Here is a 15,278-nt window from a genome sequence, read left to right as displayed (position 1 = left end):
CCGTGCCCCTGCCCTGCCGCCTGTTCAGCCTCCGGAGCGGGGATGGCGCAGATGCGCGCGCTCGGCGAGCTCCTGTTCGCTCACGAACGTCATCATCTCCTCGCCGGGGGCGCAGACCATCACGGCGATGAACGTGGTCGGGGCCTCGGCGAGGTGGTTCGCGGCCTGGTAGTGGATGAGGTCGCCACCGGGCTCCCAGAAGGCCTCGCCGGTGCGGATGATGCGCTCCGGCTCTCCCTCGAGCTCGAAGACGAGCTCGCCCTCGAGGAGGTAGCCGAAGACGGGGCCGGAATGACGGTGCGGCGGCGAACCGGGCGATCCCGGCTCCAGCGTCATGCTCACGGTCATCACGTGGGCCGGTCCGACGCCGCCGGCGACGCGGGCCTGGTCCAGCAGTCGGATGTCCGGGGTGGGTGCGTCCATGGTGCTCTCCTCTCGGGACGGCCGCTCCGTCCCCTGCCCCTACGACCGGGAACGAGCCGCCTGTGTGAGGCGGCGCCGCGACGGGCCGACGCGGGCCGGCATCCGTCCTCACATCGCGAGCCGCCGCGCGGTCCTGGGGGTGAGCCGCGCATCCGTCGCAATGCTCGGGCCGGCCCGCCGGCCCTCAACGCATCGAGAGGATTCCCCGTGAACGTCGTCATCCGCCTGGCTCTGGCGATCCTGTTCCTCGACGAGCTCGTCGTCGGGGGATCGAACGCGCTGGTGCCCGCGAGCTTCTACCGGCACTTCCCGACCGTGGACCTGACGCCCCCGTTCAGCGAGCACTATGCGCGAGACTTCGGCGGCGCCACGCTGGGGATCGGCCTCGGGTCGTCCCGGAGGGCGCCGAGAACTTCGCGTTCCTCGGGCAGTTCGCGGAGACCGGCCGCGACACGATCTTCACCACCGAGTACTCGGTGCGCACCGGCATGGAGGCCGTCTACGAGCTCCTCGACGTGGGGCGCGGCGTGCCGGAGACCTGGGGCTCCACGTACGACGTGCGCGACCTCCTCGAGGCCTCGGCGCGCATGCGCGACGGCAAGAAGGTGGAGATCCCCGGCCCGGCCGCGCTGCGCAGCTACCTGCGCGACAGGCTCGAGCACGGAGAGATCGGTCAGCTCCTCGAGGAGCACGGCCTGATCTGAGCCTCGTGCCCGCCCACCCGGAGTGTGCCTCGGCCCGGCCCCGAGGCGCGCCCAGGGGTTGGTCGGCAGAATGTCGGTGCCGCGTGCTCAAGGCCTGAGAAGGGGGACCGCCGCACGGATAGGTGACTCTTCTGGCGTGGCCGATGGGCGGCCCAGAAGGATGCGCACCATGTCCGCTGGTGGTCACCTTCGCTCGACAGCCCGGACCCACGCCCATGCTGCGGGTACGCCACCGCTCGCAGTGCCGGCCGACCGGCGATGGTGGGATCTGCCGCGCCGGGTGCCAGGTCGGGGCACCGCAGTCACCGTCCGGACCGAGGCCCGCTATCGAGTCTGGGCGCTCGGAGAGTGCGCATCATGGGAGTGAGCGATGCTTGCGAGTTCGGCGCGCGTGCGGGCGCCGTATTTCCGCAGCAGGTTGGCCACGTGGTATTTCACCGTGTTGGCCGTGATCCCGAGCTGGTCGCCGATGCGCTGGTTCGAGATCCCGGTCGCGACCAGGCGCAGCACCTGCTTCTCGCGGTCGGTGAGCTCCTCGGCGCCCTCCACGGTGAGCGCTGCGCTGGGTGGGTCCAGTGGAATCTCGATCCGCAGCGTCGTCCCCCAGCCCGGGGTCGTCTCCACGTCCATTGTTCCGTCGAGCGCCACCACTCGCTCCACGATCGGACGCAAGGAGTCGTCGTGCGCCGTCACCGCGGTTCCCCCGTCGTCACGGACCTCCATCAGCAGGTGGCGGCCATCGCAGTCCCAGCCGATCCGGGCGCGTGCGGCGTCCGCGCGGTCCATGAGCGAGAGCATTGCTGTGCGGGAGATGGCGCGGGCCTCCCGAGCGACCGGGCCCGGCAGCGCCCGCCCTCGCGCAGGAGGCTCGGCGAACTGGACGTGCAGCGGCCCGGAGCGGATCAGAGGACGCAGTTCGGTGCGCAGGCGCGAGAATGCCTCGGCTACCGGCTCGAGCACGCTCTCCTGCTGCGCATGGACCGAACGAGCACGGATGAGCGCGGAGGAGGCGATCTCCGTGGCCTCCCTGCGCGCGGCCGCATCCGCGAGTCGGCCGGAGCGGAGCACGGCAAGGATCGATTCGAGGGTGATCGCATGCTGATCGGCCTGCTCGGTCAGGGCACGGTCCCGCGACAGGGAGCGGGCACGTTCCAGCGGGGTCGGGAGGTCGCTCACTCCCCTACTCTAACTCGATCCGGGAGGCCCACCCGATCGAAGGGGGCGCCCCGCTCATCGGGCAGCAGTGGACCGCCGCGGACCGGCCCAAGATGGTCGACATGGAAGAACGAGGTATCCAGGATTCGCTGACGCGGATCGTCAACGAGATCGAGGGGGCAGCTGCCCTTCCCGACGCGCCCGCGCTCGCGGCCGCCGTCGAGCTGACAGCGGACGCCCGGCGAGTCTTCGTCCACGGGGCTGGACGGTCCGGGCTCGCGCTGCAGATGACGGCCATGCGCCTCATGCACCTCGGGCTGCAGGTCCACGTCGTCGGTGAGACGACGACCCCTGCGATCGGAGAGGGCGACCTGCTCCTGACCGCCAGCGGTTCCGGCACGACCTCGGGGGTGGTGAGCGCGGCTGAGACGGCGCGATCCGTCGGTGCCCGCGTCATCGGGATCACGACCGACCCCGAGTCACCGCTTGCTCAGCTGTCCCACGCCGTCCTGGTCATCCGGGCGGCGACGAAGACGGACCGGTCCGAACAGCAGTCGGCCCAGTACGCCGGCAGCCTCTTCGAGCAGCTCCTCGTCCTCGTCGGCGACGCTCTCTTCGACGTCCTGTGGCAGAAGAGCGGACAGAGCGCGGATGCACTCTGGCCCCGTCATGCCAACCTCGAATGACCTTTCTTCCCCGTTCCACCATCGACACCACCACAAGAAAGAGACACCCTGACATGCGACTGCAGTTCGCCATGGACACCCTGACCACCGAGTCCGCCCTCGACCTGGCCGCGAAGGCCGCCCCCTACGTCGACATCCTCGAGCTCGGCACCCCTCTGATCAAGAGCGAGGGCCTCGCGGCGATCACGGCGGTCAAGGCCGCCCACCCCGACAAGACCGTCTTCGCCGATCTCAAGACCATGGATGCCGGCGAGCTGGAAGCTGACATCACCTTCGCTGCCGGAGCGGATCTGGTCACCGTGCTCGGCGTCGCCGGTGACAGCACGATCGCCGGAGCGGTCGCCGCGGCGACCAAGCACGGCAAGGGCGTCGTCGTCGATCTGATCGGCGTGTCCGACAAGGCCGCACGGGCCCGGGAGGTCGTCGCCCTCGGCGCCGTCTTCGTGGAGATGCACGCCGGCCTCGACGAGCAGGCGGAGGACGGCTACAGCCTCGACGCCCTGCTCGCCGCCGGCGAGGCCGCCGAGGTCCCGTTCTCCGTCGCCGGCGGCGTCAGTGCGGACTCTGTCGAGGCCGTCCAGCAGGCGGGAGCAGACGTGGCCGTCGCGGGCAGCGCCATCTACAGCGCATCGGACGTCGCCGCCGCGGCCGCCGCCATCCGCTCCGCCATCCGGTGACCATCGCCCACCGCATCCCGTGGTGAGGGGCAGGTGACGGCACGCCCGGACCCTGTCCCCTCCCACCGGATGCGGTGGACTGATGCCGCAGTCGATCCCCGCGTGGCGCAGAGCGCCACGTGATCCTCCTCGCCGCAGGGCGTGCCCGGCCGGCGCCGGGCGGCGCCGCGGCGCATCCCGACGGCCCCGCCGTGGGCGATGTCGCTGCGGCCCCCTCGGACCTTCTCCGCGCCGGCCCCCGTGGTGGACCGGCGCTCGTCCGCGTGACACCCCCGCTGGAGCTCCCCGCCAGGACCGGCGCCGGTGACACCGGTCCCTCCGCGATGTGCGCGGCCCGGCGGCCCTGGCACAAGTGATCGTCCCCCTCGCCCTGCGAGGCGATCCGGATCGAGAGGTGAGGGGCGTCAGGAGCGTCGCAGCGACCTGCCCCCGTCTCCCCCGATCACGCCCCTGCGCACTCGTCACCGCCGCTGAGCTCCGGCATGCCGGCCCCACCTTCCCCGGACCCGCGCCCGGGCATCGTCCGGGACGGGATCGGCGAAGGATCCGTGCACAGAACCGGCCCGCGACCGCCGCTGGAGCGACGATCGCGGGCCGGGTGCATGACGGCCCGGGATCAGGCGGGGATCATGCCGTGGGGATCGATGATGAACTTCTCCGAGACACCGGTGTCGAACGTCGCGTAGGCGTCGGGGGCCTCGTCGAGGCTGATGACCTTGGTGTTGAGCATGTCGCTGAGGTAGGGCATGCGGTCCCAGAGGATCGACATCATCAGCTCACGGTTGTAGTGCATGATCGGGGCCTGGCCGCCGGAGATCCGAGGAGACTTGATCCACGCCTTGCCGAAGTCGATCGGGTAGGTGCCCTCCTGCTCGGCCTTGGAGGAGGCCAGCGGGTCGGGGCCGTAGACGCCGACGATGCCGGTGGCGCCGCCTGCGCGGGTGGCGTCGATGACCTGGTTGATGGCGTGGGCGGGGTTCATGTCATCGGCTTCGCGGCCGATCCCGTGGGCTTCGTTGCCGACGTAGTCGACGGCGCAGTCCACCATGGGCTCGCCGAGGATGGCCTCGATCTGATCGGTCAGCGGCACGTCCTGGTTCAGGTCGATGGTCTCGCAGCCGTTGTTCTTCATCAGGTCCAGCCGGTCCTGGTGGTAGTCACCGACGATGATGCAGGAAGCGCCCAGGAGACGGGCCGCCGCGGCGCCGCAGCGTCCCACAGGTCCGGCGCCGGCGATGTAGACGGTGGAGCCGGGCTTGGCCCCGGCCTCCATGAGGCCGTGGAACGCGGTGGGCAGGATGTCCGAGAGAAGGGCGAGGTCACGGATCTTCTCCATGGCCTGGTCCTTGTCCGGGAAGCGGAGCAGCTGGAAGTCGGCGTAGGGGACGAACAGGTACTCCGCCTGCCCACCCTGGAAATCGCCCAGGTTGAACCCGTAGGCGCCGCAGGACACGTCGGGGTTCACGGTCTCGCACGCCTCGGTGTGGCGGGCACGACAGTTGCGGCATCGGCCGCAGGCGACGTTGAAGGGAACCGAGACCAGGTCGCCTTCGGAGAGGAACTCGACGTCGGGGCCGATCTCGACGACCTCGCCGGTCATCTCGTGCCCCATCACCATGCCCTGGGGGACGGGGAAGGAACCGCGGTAGATGTGCAGGTCGGAGCCGCAGATGTTGGTGGCGACGATCTTGAGGATGACGCCGTGCGGGGCGCTCTTGCCGTTCGGCATCTCGAGCTTCGGGAAGTCGAGGGTCTCGACGCGCATGTCCTTGACGTTCTGGAACACGACGGCGCGGTTGCTGCTTGCCATGACGATCTCCTCCAGTTGTGGATGGCCCGGTCGCGGAAGTGCCACGGTCATTTGGATGCCCGTCGCCCGCGGCCTCGGCTCTCTTCGAGCATAGGCCAGAAGGAACCTCGTGCTCCACCGAGGTGCCCGCCGCGGCTGCGGCGACAGGCGCCACGGGCAGGTGGACCGTGGAGGACGGGGCCATGCTCCGACCGATCGGTGGAACGCGTCGCTAGTGTCGCCGGCATGGTCGAAGCACGCAGGTCCGCGCCGTCGGACTCCACACCTGTTCAGCCCGACGTGCAGGTTCTCGGCGCTCGCGAGCACAACCTCCAGGACATCGACCTGACGGTGCCTCGCGACGCGCTGGTGGTGTTCACCGGGGTCTCGGGCTCGGGGAAGTCCTCCCTGGCCTTCGGAACCCTGTTCGCGGAGTCCCAGCGCCGCTACCTCGAGTCCGTCGCTCCCTACGCCCGTCGCCTGATCGACCAGGCCGACGTCCCGGACGTCGACTCCATCACGGGCATGCCGCCGGCCGTCGCTCTTCAGCAGCAGCGCGGGGGCCGCAGCGCGCGGTCCTCGGTGGGCAGCATCACCACGCTCTCCTCGCTGGTGCGCATGCTCTATTCCCGGGCCGGCCACTACCCCGACGATCAGCCGATGCTCTACGCCGAGGACTTCTCCGCCAACACGGTGCAGGGCGCATGCCCGGAGTGCCACGGCATCGGCCGGGTGTACGAGGTCACCGAGGACACGATGGTGCCGGACCCTTCACTGACGATCCGCGAGCGGGCCATCGCCTCCTGGCCGACGGCCTGGCACGGTCATCAGCTGCGCGATGTCCTCGTCGCGCTCGGCTACGACGTCGATGTGCCCTGGAAGGATCTGCCGAAGGAGGATCGGGACTGGATCCTCTACACGGACGAGACGCCGTATGTCCCGGTCCATTCGCGGCTGACTCTCGCCGAGGCTCGGGCCGCGACCGCGGCGGGCGTCGAACCGAGCTACTCGGGCACCTTCGTCGGCGCGCGTCGGTACGTGCTCGACACGTTCGCGAACACCAAGAGCGAGTCGATGAAGCGACGCGTGGCGGAGTTCCTCTCGGTCGCTCCCTGCCCTGCCTGCCATGGGAAGCGGCTGAAGCCGGAGGCTCTGTCCGTGACGTTCGAGGGTCTCGACGTCGCAGATCTCTCCGCGCTGCCGCTCGCGGAGCTCTCCACGCTGATCGACCAGGCGGTCGAACGGGCCACCGGCGCTCTCGACCGGGCCGAATCGTCGGGCAGCACCGGTGGCCAGGCTGACCGACGCGACGCCGGGCAGCGGGCCGACTCCGCAGGATCAGCCCCCGCGGGCGCCGACGACGTGAGCGCGGCGCCCGACCGCTCGGTCGAGAAGCTGGCCGCGACAGCGCGATTGGGCGCGGAACTCGTCAACAGATCGCGGCCGATCATCGATCTGGGTCTGGGGTACCTGTCCTTGGGCCGCACCACTCCCACCCTCTCCGGCGGGGAGCTGCAGCGCCTGCGACTCGCGACCCAGCTGACCTCTGAGCTGTTCGGTGTGGTCTATGTGCTCGATGAGCCGTCCGCGGGTCTTCATCCGCAGGACGTCAGCGCTCTGCTCGGCATCCTCGACGGGCTCAAGCGCCGGGGCAACAGCCTGTTCGTGGTGGAGCATTCGGTGGATGTGATGCGGCACGCCGACTGGCTGGTCGACATCGGGCCCGGCGCGGGTGAGCGCGGCGGCCGCGTCGTCTACAGCGGGCCCTACGAAGGGCTCGCCGAGGTGGAGGAGTCCGTCACCCGCGGCTATGTCTTCGGGGGCAGCGGCCTGCCCCGCCGGACGCCTCGCGAACCGCAGGGATGGCTGAGGCTCGAGCACGTCACGCGCAACAACCTGCGCGACGTGTCGATCTCCTTCCCGTTCGGGGTGTTCACGGCCGTCACCGGAGTGTCGGGATCAGGCAAGTCCAGCCTGGTCAGCCAGGCACTGCCCGCGCTGCTCGACGAACGGCAGGGACGAGCTGACCAGGCGGAGGATGCTGACGCCGCCGAAGGGGACGAGCTCCTGCTGTCGGACGAGCCCGACGAGCTCGAGGGGGAGATCCGCGGCGACGTCGACGGGGTGCGCCGCGTCGTGAGCATCGACCAGAAGCCCATCGGCCGCACCCCGCGCTCGAACGTCGCCACCTACACCGGCCTGTTCGACCACGTGAGGCGGAGATTCGCCGAGACGCCCGAGGCTCGCGCTCGCGGGTACAAAGCGGGCAGGTTCTCCTTCAACGTCACCGGCGGTCGCTGCCCTACCTGCAAGGGCGAAGGATCCGTCATGGTGGAGCTGCTCTTCCTCCCCTCGGTCTACACCGAGTGCCCCGACTGCCACGGAACCCGCTACCAGTCCAGCACGTTGGAGATCGCCTGGCGTGGCCGTAACATCGCGGAGATCCTCGCCATGAGCGTCGAGGAGGCCCACGACTTCTTCCACCGCGAGTTCGACATCATGCGGTCGCTCACGGCACTGGTCGACGTCGGCCTCGGATATCTCCGTCTCGGACAGCCGGCCACCGAGTTGTCCGGAGGTGAGGCGCAGCGGGTGAAGCTCGCCTCCGAGCTCCAACGATCCCAGCGCGGGGACACCCTCTACGTCCTGGACGAGCCGACGTCCGGGCTGCACAGCGCCGATTCCGATCGGCTCGTGACGCATCTCCAGATCCTCGTGGACGCAGGCAACACCGTCGTCGCGGTCGAGCTCGACATGCCCATCGTCGCCGTGGCCGACCACGTCATCGACCTCGGGCCCGGGGCGGGGGACGATGGCGGCACGGTGGTCGCCTCAGGCACGCCCGCGCAGGTCGCCTCGTCCGGAGCCGGTGCGTCGGCACCGTACCTCGAGGCCGCGCTCCGGGAGGCCGCCTCCTCCCGGACGTGAGTGTCGTACGGCTGCGACGAGGGCGATGACCTCGTCGCAGGGGGCGCATCGGACGAGCAGGCTGCGTCACCTGATCGGTGACCCTCGCCGTGTGCCTTCCCCGCGCGGTCAGCAGGCGCTCCGCCCTGTCTGCGGATGAGGTCGGGAACCGGTGACCCTCGAACGACGCTGACCGGACGTCCTGCGGCGGCGTCGACGTCCTCGTGCCCCCGGCATCCCGGCGTCCCGGCGTCCCGGCGTCCCGGATGAGATGGCCACGTGCGCCCTGTCCCTGACGTACGAGGTCTACACTGGCTAAGGGGCAGGCACTCACATTCGGCCAGGCCCCGGCGAAGAAGGCCCACCGTCGATGGCGGAACGTCAGCGACGACCTCCCGGCCGAAGCTTCTTCTCCGTCCCCCAGGACCCGGCCCGAGAATCGGCAGCCACCACCTGCCGGGACCTCGATGAGCGCAACGACGACTGCACCCGAGTCGTCCTGCACCCGAACCACGCTGCCCGGTACGGACAGCGTGCGGCTCGCCCCCACAGGCAAGCCGTCATCTCTCGCAGAACGGAGCAGAACATGGCAGACGAATTGCATGGCAAGCGGATCGCGATCCTGGCCGCCGACGGCGTCGAGCGCGTGGAGCTCGAGCAGCCGCGACAGGCTCTTCAGGACGCCGGGGCCACGACCGTGCTGCTCTCGCTGCACGAGGGCGAGATCAAGGCACGCGAGAACGACCTGGACGAGGCCGGGACATTCTCGGTCGATGCCCTGGTGAAGTCCGCCTCGGCCGACGAGTACGACGCCCTGCTGCTTCCCGGCGGCACGGTCAACCCCGATCAGCTGCGCGTGGACACCGACGCCGTCGGATTCGTGCGCGACATCATGGTCGCCGACAAGCCGGTCGCCGCGATCTGCCACGGACCGTGGACGCTGATCGAGGCCGGTGTCGCGAAGGGTCGGACGCTGACCTCGTACCCGAGCATCCGCACCGACCTGCGCAATGCCGGAGCGAACGTCGTCGACGAAGAGGTGGCGCGCGACGGGAACCTGATCACCAGCCGCTCGCCCGAGGATCTCCCGGCCTTCAACGCCGCGATGGTCGAGCTGTTCAGCCAGGACAAGTGAGGAAACCATGATCAACACTGCATTGTCAGTCATCGTTCACGCCAAGCCGGGGAAGGAGCAGGACGTCGCGGACTTCCTCCGCAGCGCCCGCCCCATCGTCGAGCAGGAGGAGGGTACGCGAGCCTGGTTCGCCCTGCAGTTCGACGAATCCACCTTCGGGATCTTCGACGTGTTCCCCGACGACGAGGCCCGCCAGACCCACCTCTCCGGTGGCGTCGGCCAGGCACTCGCTGCACAGGGAGCTGATCTGTTCAGCACCGAGCCGAGCATCCAGAACGTCGACGTGATCGCGTACAAGCTGCCCGGCGAGACCGCCTAGAGGAACAGCTTCGATCGCCTCGGCGGCCAGGAACCGCGGGGTTCTCCCACGACGATCAGCGTTCCGCTGACACAGGGTTGCTATGTAGGGCTTCCTGTCAAGTGGGCAGGGTGAAGCGGGGGTGTCCACCGGCCGGTGGGTGCCCCCGCTTCGGCGTTCGCGGGGTGCGCCTGGGGATGTCGCGTGTCAGTTCGACGCGTGGTCAGCCTGATATGCGCGGGTTGGTTACCGCATGACGCTGTTTCGGTAGGAGGAGCGGAGTTTGTCCGAGATCCAGCGTCGCCCGTGCGGTCTGGTCACAGCCCTTTCTCCGGTCTCCTCCTCACGCTGCGTCCCCAGGCGCTCGGGATCGCCCATGAACGCGGTCTCTACGGGCTATGCCTCCATCGTCGCCGGTGACCAGCACCAGGAGGCCAGCTCTCGGGAGGTGAACTCGCTGTCCTCGGCGAGCTCGAGGATCGCGGCGTCGAGCCGGTCACGCGTGCTGGACGGTGTCGTCGCAGTCATCGAACGTCATCAGCGTTCCGACGCCGGCACCACCCAGTTGGTCACGTCGTATGCCCCGAAGCCAGGCCCTGTGCTCCTTGCCCCCGTTTGTCTTCCCGGCGAACACATACCCGTTGCGCAGGGCGAGCTTTCCCAGACGCTGACGGGCACTCATCAGGTCACGTCGGGCATCGTCACGGCAGCGGACGAGGTCACGGGCTGCTTCTGGCTTCGCCTGGCGATCCGGACCGGCACGATGGCTCCGGCACGATCCAGACGAGCCAGCAGCATTGCATCGTTGCGGTCGCTCTTGACCCCGGTCCCCGGGCGGGTGGATCAACTTCGAGGGTGCCGCGACTTGCACCCGATGCCCCGCCTCGTGAAGAGTGCGGGCCAGACCGAACCCGGGACTGCTGCACGGTCAGGTGACAGTTATCGTGTCAGGCCGCTAGGTACGAGGCCGACTTCATGATGGTCTCGTATTCGATGGGGGTCAATCGGCCCAGTCGGGCTTGCCGGCGACGGCGGTGGTAGGTGCGCTCGATCCAGGTGATGATCGCGATCCGGAGCTCCTCTCGCGTCCGCCATCGCTTGCGGTCCAGGACGTTCTTCTGCAGCAGGGCAAAGAATGACTCCATTGCGGCGTTGTCTCCGGCAGCACCGACTTTCCCCATCGATCCGATGAGGTGATGACGGTTCAGGGCATGCACGAAGCTCCGCGCTCGAAACTGGGATCCGCGGTCCGAGTGCACGATGCAACCCGCTGCGCTATCGCGTCGGGACATCGCATTCTCCGGGGCGTTCACCGCGAGACGGGCCTTCATCCGGTCGCTGATGGAGTAGCCCGAGATCCGACCGGAGAACACATCCTTGATCGCGCAGAGGTAGAGCTTGCCCTCGCCGGTCCAGTGCGCGGTGATATCGGTCAGCCAGACCTCGTCGACGTCGTCGGCAGTGAAATCCCGTTTCACGAGGTCATCGTGCACGGGAGGCCCGGGACGCTTGCCGTTCTTCCCTCGCTTCTTGCCGAAGGTGGACCACCACTGGTTGTCCCGGCATATCCTCCACGCGGTCCGCTCACACATCGCCACGCCCGCGGCGCGAGCTTCCTCGACAAGGAATCTCGATCCGAACTCGGGATCGTCTCGGTGAGCATTGAACAGGGCGTTCGCGCGATATGCCTCGTCCAGCTCGCCGGCGGTGACCTGCTGGGAACACCACCGGCAGTAGGGCTGCCGGGAGAGCTTCAGGACCCGCAGGGACACCGCGACGGGGATCCCATCAGCGGCGAGCTCACTCACGAGGGGGTGGAGCCTTTTGACCGCAGGTTCGCCTGGGAGAGGTAGGCGGCAGCGCGGCGAAGGACCTCGTTCTCCTGTTCGAGGAGGCGCACCCGGCGCTTGAGCTCTCTCGTCTCGGCAGCATGCTCCCGGGCCCTGCCATGCCCGTTGCCCTCGTCAATGTCGGCTTGGTGGATCCACTTGTGGAGCGTCATCTCGTGGACGCCGGAGTCCTTCGCGATCTGCGCGAGAGTGACACCGTCCTCACGGGACCGGGCCACCCGCACGACATCCTCACGGAACTCTCGGGGGTAGGGATCCAGCATGGCGCACATCCTTCCAGGCCACCCCTCAGGGAAGCCAGATCACGTGTCACCTATCCGTGCAGCAGTCCCAACGAGCCCGGTGAACCTCGATGCTGCTGAAGCAACCGAGTTTTGAATCATACTGATTCTTGAGTCAACACACCTGCCGAGAGATCGCGCGTCGAACGGCTCGAACCCACCCCGAAACAGGCCAGCCGACGCGGTTTGCCCGCTCCGCCCACGCACCGCAAAAGCAAGACTCGGCCCCTGCAGAAGCTCCGCAGGAGCCGATCAAAGTCACAGGTCAGCAGGGAAAACGCGTTCCAGCAGATGTTGAATCGAAACTCGCCCGCCGAGCAAGATCCGAAGCTGCGAATATAAAATTCCTGGTCAGAAGCCCACTTTAGACATTGAATCTAAATTCAACCGCGTTCCGGCAGGCAGGGCCATCTGCGGTCATCCGACGTCGACCATGGGGATGGGCCTGAACGTCGGCGGAGGATCGGATCGCAGCCGGCCGTACGTGTCGACGTCGACTCTCTGACCGTCGACGAGGAACTTCCCGCGCTCTGTCCCTTCCTTGAGGAATCCCGCGGCCCTCGCCACACGGCCCGATTCCGGGTTGTTCACGCGATGCCCGAGCTCGAGCCGCTCGAGACCGCGCTCCGACAGCGCCCAGTCCGCGACGGTCGCCGCGGCGCGGCTCGTCCACCCACGGCCGCGCGCGGTGCTCGTCATCCAGTACCAGAACCACCCGCTGCGGTTCCCCTCGTCGACGGTGACGCATACGAGTCCCCACAGCACGTCGTCCCCAGCGATCGCCCAGGCCTCATGCGACGAGGCCGTATCACGCAGATGTGCGACATAGCGCTCGGCGTCCTCCAGGGTCGCCACGTCGGCTTGGCGAGCCATATCGGCTGCTGAGGTGAACGCCGTCAGCACTGCCATCGCATCCGATGCTCGAAGTCGGCGAAGCGACACGTCCGACCCGACGGTCACGCGACCCTCAGCGGGGTGATCGCGGCGATCTGCTCGCCCGCGGGTTCCTCCGCACGGCGCAGCCCGTAGTGGCTCTGCAGGTTGATCCAGAACTCCGCCGAGGTACCGAAGCACTTCGCAAAGCGCAGTGCGGTGTCTGCGGAGATTCCGCGCTTGCCATGCACGATCTCGCTGGTCCTCCGAGGCGGCACGCCGATGGACATCGCGAGCCCGTTCTGCGTGATGCCGAAGCCCTCGATGAAGTCTTCCTTCAGGACCTCACCTGGGTGAATCGGCTCGATCCTGTCAGCAGTAGTCAACGATCTCCACCTTCTCTGGTCCTACGTCGGTCCGCACGAGACAGATCCGCCATCGGTCGTCGGGCCTGATGCCGTGCCGTCCGACCCGATCGACCTTGAGCGCTTCGAGCCGGTTTCCGGGCGGGACGCGTAGGTACTCGAACACCTCTGCGGATCTCACATGACGAAGCTCGCGCAACGCGACGCGATGGATCGTCGGATCCATCTACCGCACGCGTTCACGACACCACAGCCGCTCGACTTCCTTGCCGCCGAATGATCTGGCCACCCGACCGAGTCTATAACGAAATCCGCCAATTAAGCTAGACGTCAAACCGGAACTCCACCGAGTTCCGTTGGGGACCAGCCCCTGAGAGCGAGAATGGCATCGGAACCGGACGAGCGATCCGCCTCAGTAGTGGTATCGGGCCTGCAGGATGACGAGGTCATCATCCACAACGAGGTAGACCAGCCGATGCTCGTCGGTGATGCGCCGCGACCATGCGCCCTGTGCTCCGTACTTCAGCTGCTCAGGTTTGCCTATACCGGCGAACGGCTCGCGGAGACTGGCGTCGATGAGGGTGTTGATACGCTTCAGGACCTTCCGATCGGTGGTCTGCCAATGCTTGTAGTCCTCCCACGCTGACGCGTCCCAGACCAGTCGCACTCAGGCTCCTTCGTCTGCCCGATCGAGGCCATGCACCTCGGTCTTGCCGACGCGTGCACGATCGTAGGCATCGAGGAGTCGGCGGGCATTGACTGGAGACCGGAACAGATACGCAGTCTCCTGCCACGCGGCATACTCGTCGGCCGACATCAGCACGGCATTCCCCTTACGGGAGACGATCTCGACGGCATCTCGGTCCTCGTTCACACGCTCGATGAGAGGGAACAGCGTCCTGCGTGCCTCGCTTGCGCTGACGGACATGGTGAGTTCCTTCGTTCGGATCGGTGGTACAGATTTATGGTACCAGTGAACGTTGTGCATCCGAACACCGAGTGGTGCCACAGGCCATGCCGGGGGCGACGGAGACAGTCAAGCGGCGCGCAGCACCTCCCGCTCGACGCGATCGCCGAGCTCGTCGCCACCGGGCGCATCCGGAGCACGGTGGCCCACACGCCCTCATCGATCACGCCGGAATCACTTCCGAGTGGCCCATGCATGCAGCGAGAGCGGGCCGTCGCCTCAGCACGAGGGACGGGCAGATGCTCGGATCACGCATCGGGAGCACTGATCACACGTTGAAGCGGAACTCCACCGCGTTCCGACAGGGAGAACCATCAGCGATGGCGTGCCCTCAACCCGCGCCGAGACGCGCGACGAGTGCGTCCGCGACCTCATCCGCAGTCCGCGCTGCCGTGTCGAACTCCAAGAACTCATCGGACCACGCGGCGTAGTCAGCTCGACGGCGCTGCACGTCCGTCCAGGTCGGCTCGCCCACGTGGACGAGACCGCGATCCCTGCCTTCGAGCCTCCGCTCATGCTCGTGCACGTCGGAGATCATGAGATGCACGAACTCGACCTGCGCGCCCGTTCGCGAGGCCGCAGTTCGCCAGGTCCGCCGGGCCGGTTCACTGTCGTTGACCGCATCGACGACGACATCGTGACCGAGCCGGAGATTCTGCTCCGCCATCGCACGCGCCGCCTCGTACGCGGCGACGCCGACCTGCCACCCCGAGGGCAGACCGCAGGCGAGAAGCGACTCCTCGACCACATCGATGGACAGGTGGACCGACCCCGTGCGCGCAGCGACAATCTCGGCGACGCTCGTCTTCCCGACCCCAGGCAGACCGGAGATCACGATGAGGTGCCCAGTCACGAGACCTGCAGGGGCGTGATCGCAGCGATCTGCTCGCCCGCGAGGTCCTCCCCGCAGTCGAGCTCATAGTGGCTCTGCAAATTGATCCAGAACTCCGCCGACGTGCCGAAGTACTTCGCCAGGCGCAGCGCGGTGTCCGCCGGGATCCCGCACTTACCGTGCACGATCTCGTTGATACGCCGCGGCGGAACCCCGATCGACACCGCAAGCTTGTTCTGCGTGATGCCGAATCCTTCGATGAAGTCCTCCATGAGGACCTCACCCGGGTGGATCGGCACGATCCTGTCAGTAGTCGTCAACGATCAGCACCTCCTC

General features: G+C 67.9%; 16 protein-coding genes and 1 pseudogene. 6 read left to right on the top strand and 11 right to left on the bottom strand.

Annotated elements, in window-relative coordinates:
• Positions 1-24: 24 nt before the first annotated feature.
• Positions 25-423 (bottom strand): cupin domain-containing protein, encoded by a 399-nt coding sequence (locus M4486_RS00600; RefSeq protein ID WP_249479070.1) that lies wholly within the window; start codon positions 421-423, stop codon positions 25-27.
• Positions 424-788: 365 nt separating this feature from the next.
• Here M4486_RS00600 and M4486_RS00595 point away from each other — a divergent pair.
• Positions 789-1,127, top strand: a pseudogene (locus M4486_RS00595) (oleate hydratase); the annotation flags it as partial.
• A 324-nt stretch (positions 1,128-1,451) separates the two neighbouring features.
• On the opposite strand, the gene M4486_RS00590 reads toward M4486_RS00595, so the two are convergent.
• Entirely contained in the window at positions 1,452-2,303 is an 852-nt protein-coding gene (locus M4486_RS00590) for a helix-turn-helix transcriptional regulator (protein ID WP_249479069.1), read from the bottom strand.
• Positions 2,304-2,395: 92 nt separating this feature from the next.
• Between M4486_RS00590 and hxlB the strand changes: the two genes are divergently transcribed.
• Positions 2,396-2,968 (top strand): 6-phospho-3-hexuloisomerase, encoded by a 573-nt coding sequence (gene hxlB, locus M4486_RS00585; protein ID WP_152351859.1) that lies wholly within the window; start codon positions 2,396-2,398, stop codon positions 2,966-2,968.
• 53 nt (positions 2,969-3,021) lie between these two features.
• Positions 3,022-3,645, top strand: a complete 624-nt coding sequence (gene hxlA, locus M4486_RS00580; RefSeq protein ID WP_249479068.1) for a 3-hexulose-6-phosphate synthase — start codon at positions 3,022-3,024, stop codon at positions 3,643-3,645.
• A 616-nt stretch (positions 3,646-4,261) separates the two neighbouring features.
• On the opposite strand, the gene M4486_RS00575 is transcribed toward hxlA, so the two are convergent.
• A complete protein-coding gene (locus tag M4486_RS00575) occupies positions 4,262-5,455 on the bottom strand; it encodes an alcohol dehydrogenase catalytic domain-containing protein (RefSeq protein ID WP_249479067.1) in 1,194 nt (397 codons plus the stop codon).
• 225 nt (positions 5,456-5,680) lie between these two features.
• Between M4486_RS00575 and M4486_RS00570 the strand changes: the two genes are divergently transcribed.
• The 3 genes from M4486_RS00570 (at position 5,681) to M4486_RS00560 (ending at position 9,795) form a co-directional block, all read left to right on the top strand.
• Entirely contained in the window at positions 5,681-8,362 is a 2,682-nt protein-coding gene (locus tag M4486_RS00570) for an excinuclease ABC subunit UvrA (RefSeq protein WP_249479066.1), read from the top strand.
• 565 nt (positions 8,363-8,927) lie between these two features.
• Positions 8,928-9,476: a type 1 glutamine amidotransferase domain-containing protein gene (locus M4486_RS00565; protein ID WP_062949524.1), complete on the top strand. Its 549-nt coding sequence runs from the start codon at positions 8,928-8,930 to the stop codon at positions 9,474-9,476.
• Between the two features lie 7 nt (positions 9,477-9,483).
• The gene (locus M4486_RS00560; protein ID WP_228357725.1) at positions 9,484-9,795 is read left to right on the top strand and encodes a putative quinol monooxygenase; all 312 of its coding nucleotides are present in this window, start codon (positions 9,484-9,486) and stop codon (positions 9,793-9,795) included.
• Between the two features lie 375 nt (positions 9,796-10,170).
• Here the strand turns inward: M4486_RS00560 and M4486_RS19775 are convergent, their stop codons facing one another.
• The 8 genes from M4486_RS19775 to M4486_RS00525 all read right to left on the bottom strand — a co-directional run bounded on the left by M4486_RS19775 (position 10,171) and on the right by M4486_RS00525 (position 15,262).
• The gene (locus tag M4486_RS19775) at positions 10,171-10,302 is read right to left on the bottom strand and encodes a hypothetical protein (RefSeq protein ID WP_264674020.1); all 132 of its coding nucleotides are present in this window, start codon (positions 10,300-10,302) and stop codon (positions 10,171-10,173) included.
• 419 nt (positions 10,303-10,721) lie between these two features.
• A protein-coding gene (locus tag M4486_RS00555) for an IS3 family transposase (RefSeq protein ID WP_249479065.1) occupies positions 10,722-11,887 on the bottom strand; the annotation gives its coding sequence in 2 pieces (ribosomal slippage) (positions 10,722-11,612 and positions 11,615-11,887; 1,164 coding nt in all).
• 435 nt (positions 11,888-12,322) lie between these two features.
• Complete coding sequence (locus M4486_RS00550; RefSeq protein ID WP_249479064.1) at positions 12,323-12,814, bottom strand: GNAT family N-acetyltransferase; 492 nt, start codon at positions 12,812-12,814, stop codon at positions 12,323-12,325.
• 47 nt (positions 12,815-12,861) lie between these two features.
• Positions 12,862-13,164 (bottom strand): HigA family addiction module antitoxin, encoded by a 303-nt coding sequence (locus M4486_RS00545; protein ID WP_249479063.1) that lies wholly within the window; start codon positions 13,162-13,164, stop codon positions 12,862-12,864.
• A gap of 391 nt (positions 13,165-13,555) precedes the next feature.
• Complete coding sequence (locus M4486_RS00540; RefSeq protein ID WP_249479062.1) at positions 13,556-13,810, bottom strand: Txe/YoeB family addiction module toxin; 255 nt, start codon at positions 13,808-13,810, stop codon at positions 13,556-13,558.
• Positions 13,811-14,071, bottom strand: coding sequence for a type II toxin-antitoxin system Phd/YefM family antitoxin (locus M4486_RS00535; RefSeq protein ID WP_249479061.1), 261 nt, complete (start codon positions 14,069-14,071; stop codon positions 13,811-13,813).
• 370 nt (positions 14,072-14,441) lie between these two features.
• Positions 14,442-14,945 (bottom strand): P-loop nucleotide/nucleoside kinase family protein, encoded by a 504-nt coding sequence (locus M4486_RS00530; protein ID WP_249479060.1) that lies wholly within the window; start codon positions 14,943-14,945, stop codon positions 14,442-14,444.
• A 14-nt stretch (positions 14,946-14,959) separates the two neighbouring features.
• Positions 14,960-15,262, bottom strand: a complete 303-nt coding sequence (locus M4486_RS00525) for a HigA family addiction module antitoxin (protein ID WP_249479059.1) — start codon at positions 15,260-15,262, stop codon at positions 14,960-14,962.
• Positions 15,263-15,278: the final 16 nt, after the last annotated feature.

Source organism: Brachybacterium kimchii (genome assembly GCF_023373525.1).
Lineage (GTDB): Bacteria > Actinomycetota > Actinomycetes > Actinomycetales > Dermabacteraceae > Brachybacterium > Brachybacterium kimchii.
This window is presented reverse-complemented; position numbering and strand designations above follow the sequence as displayed.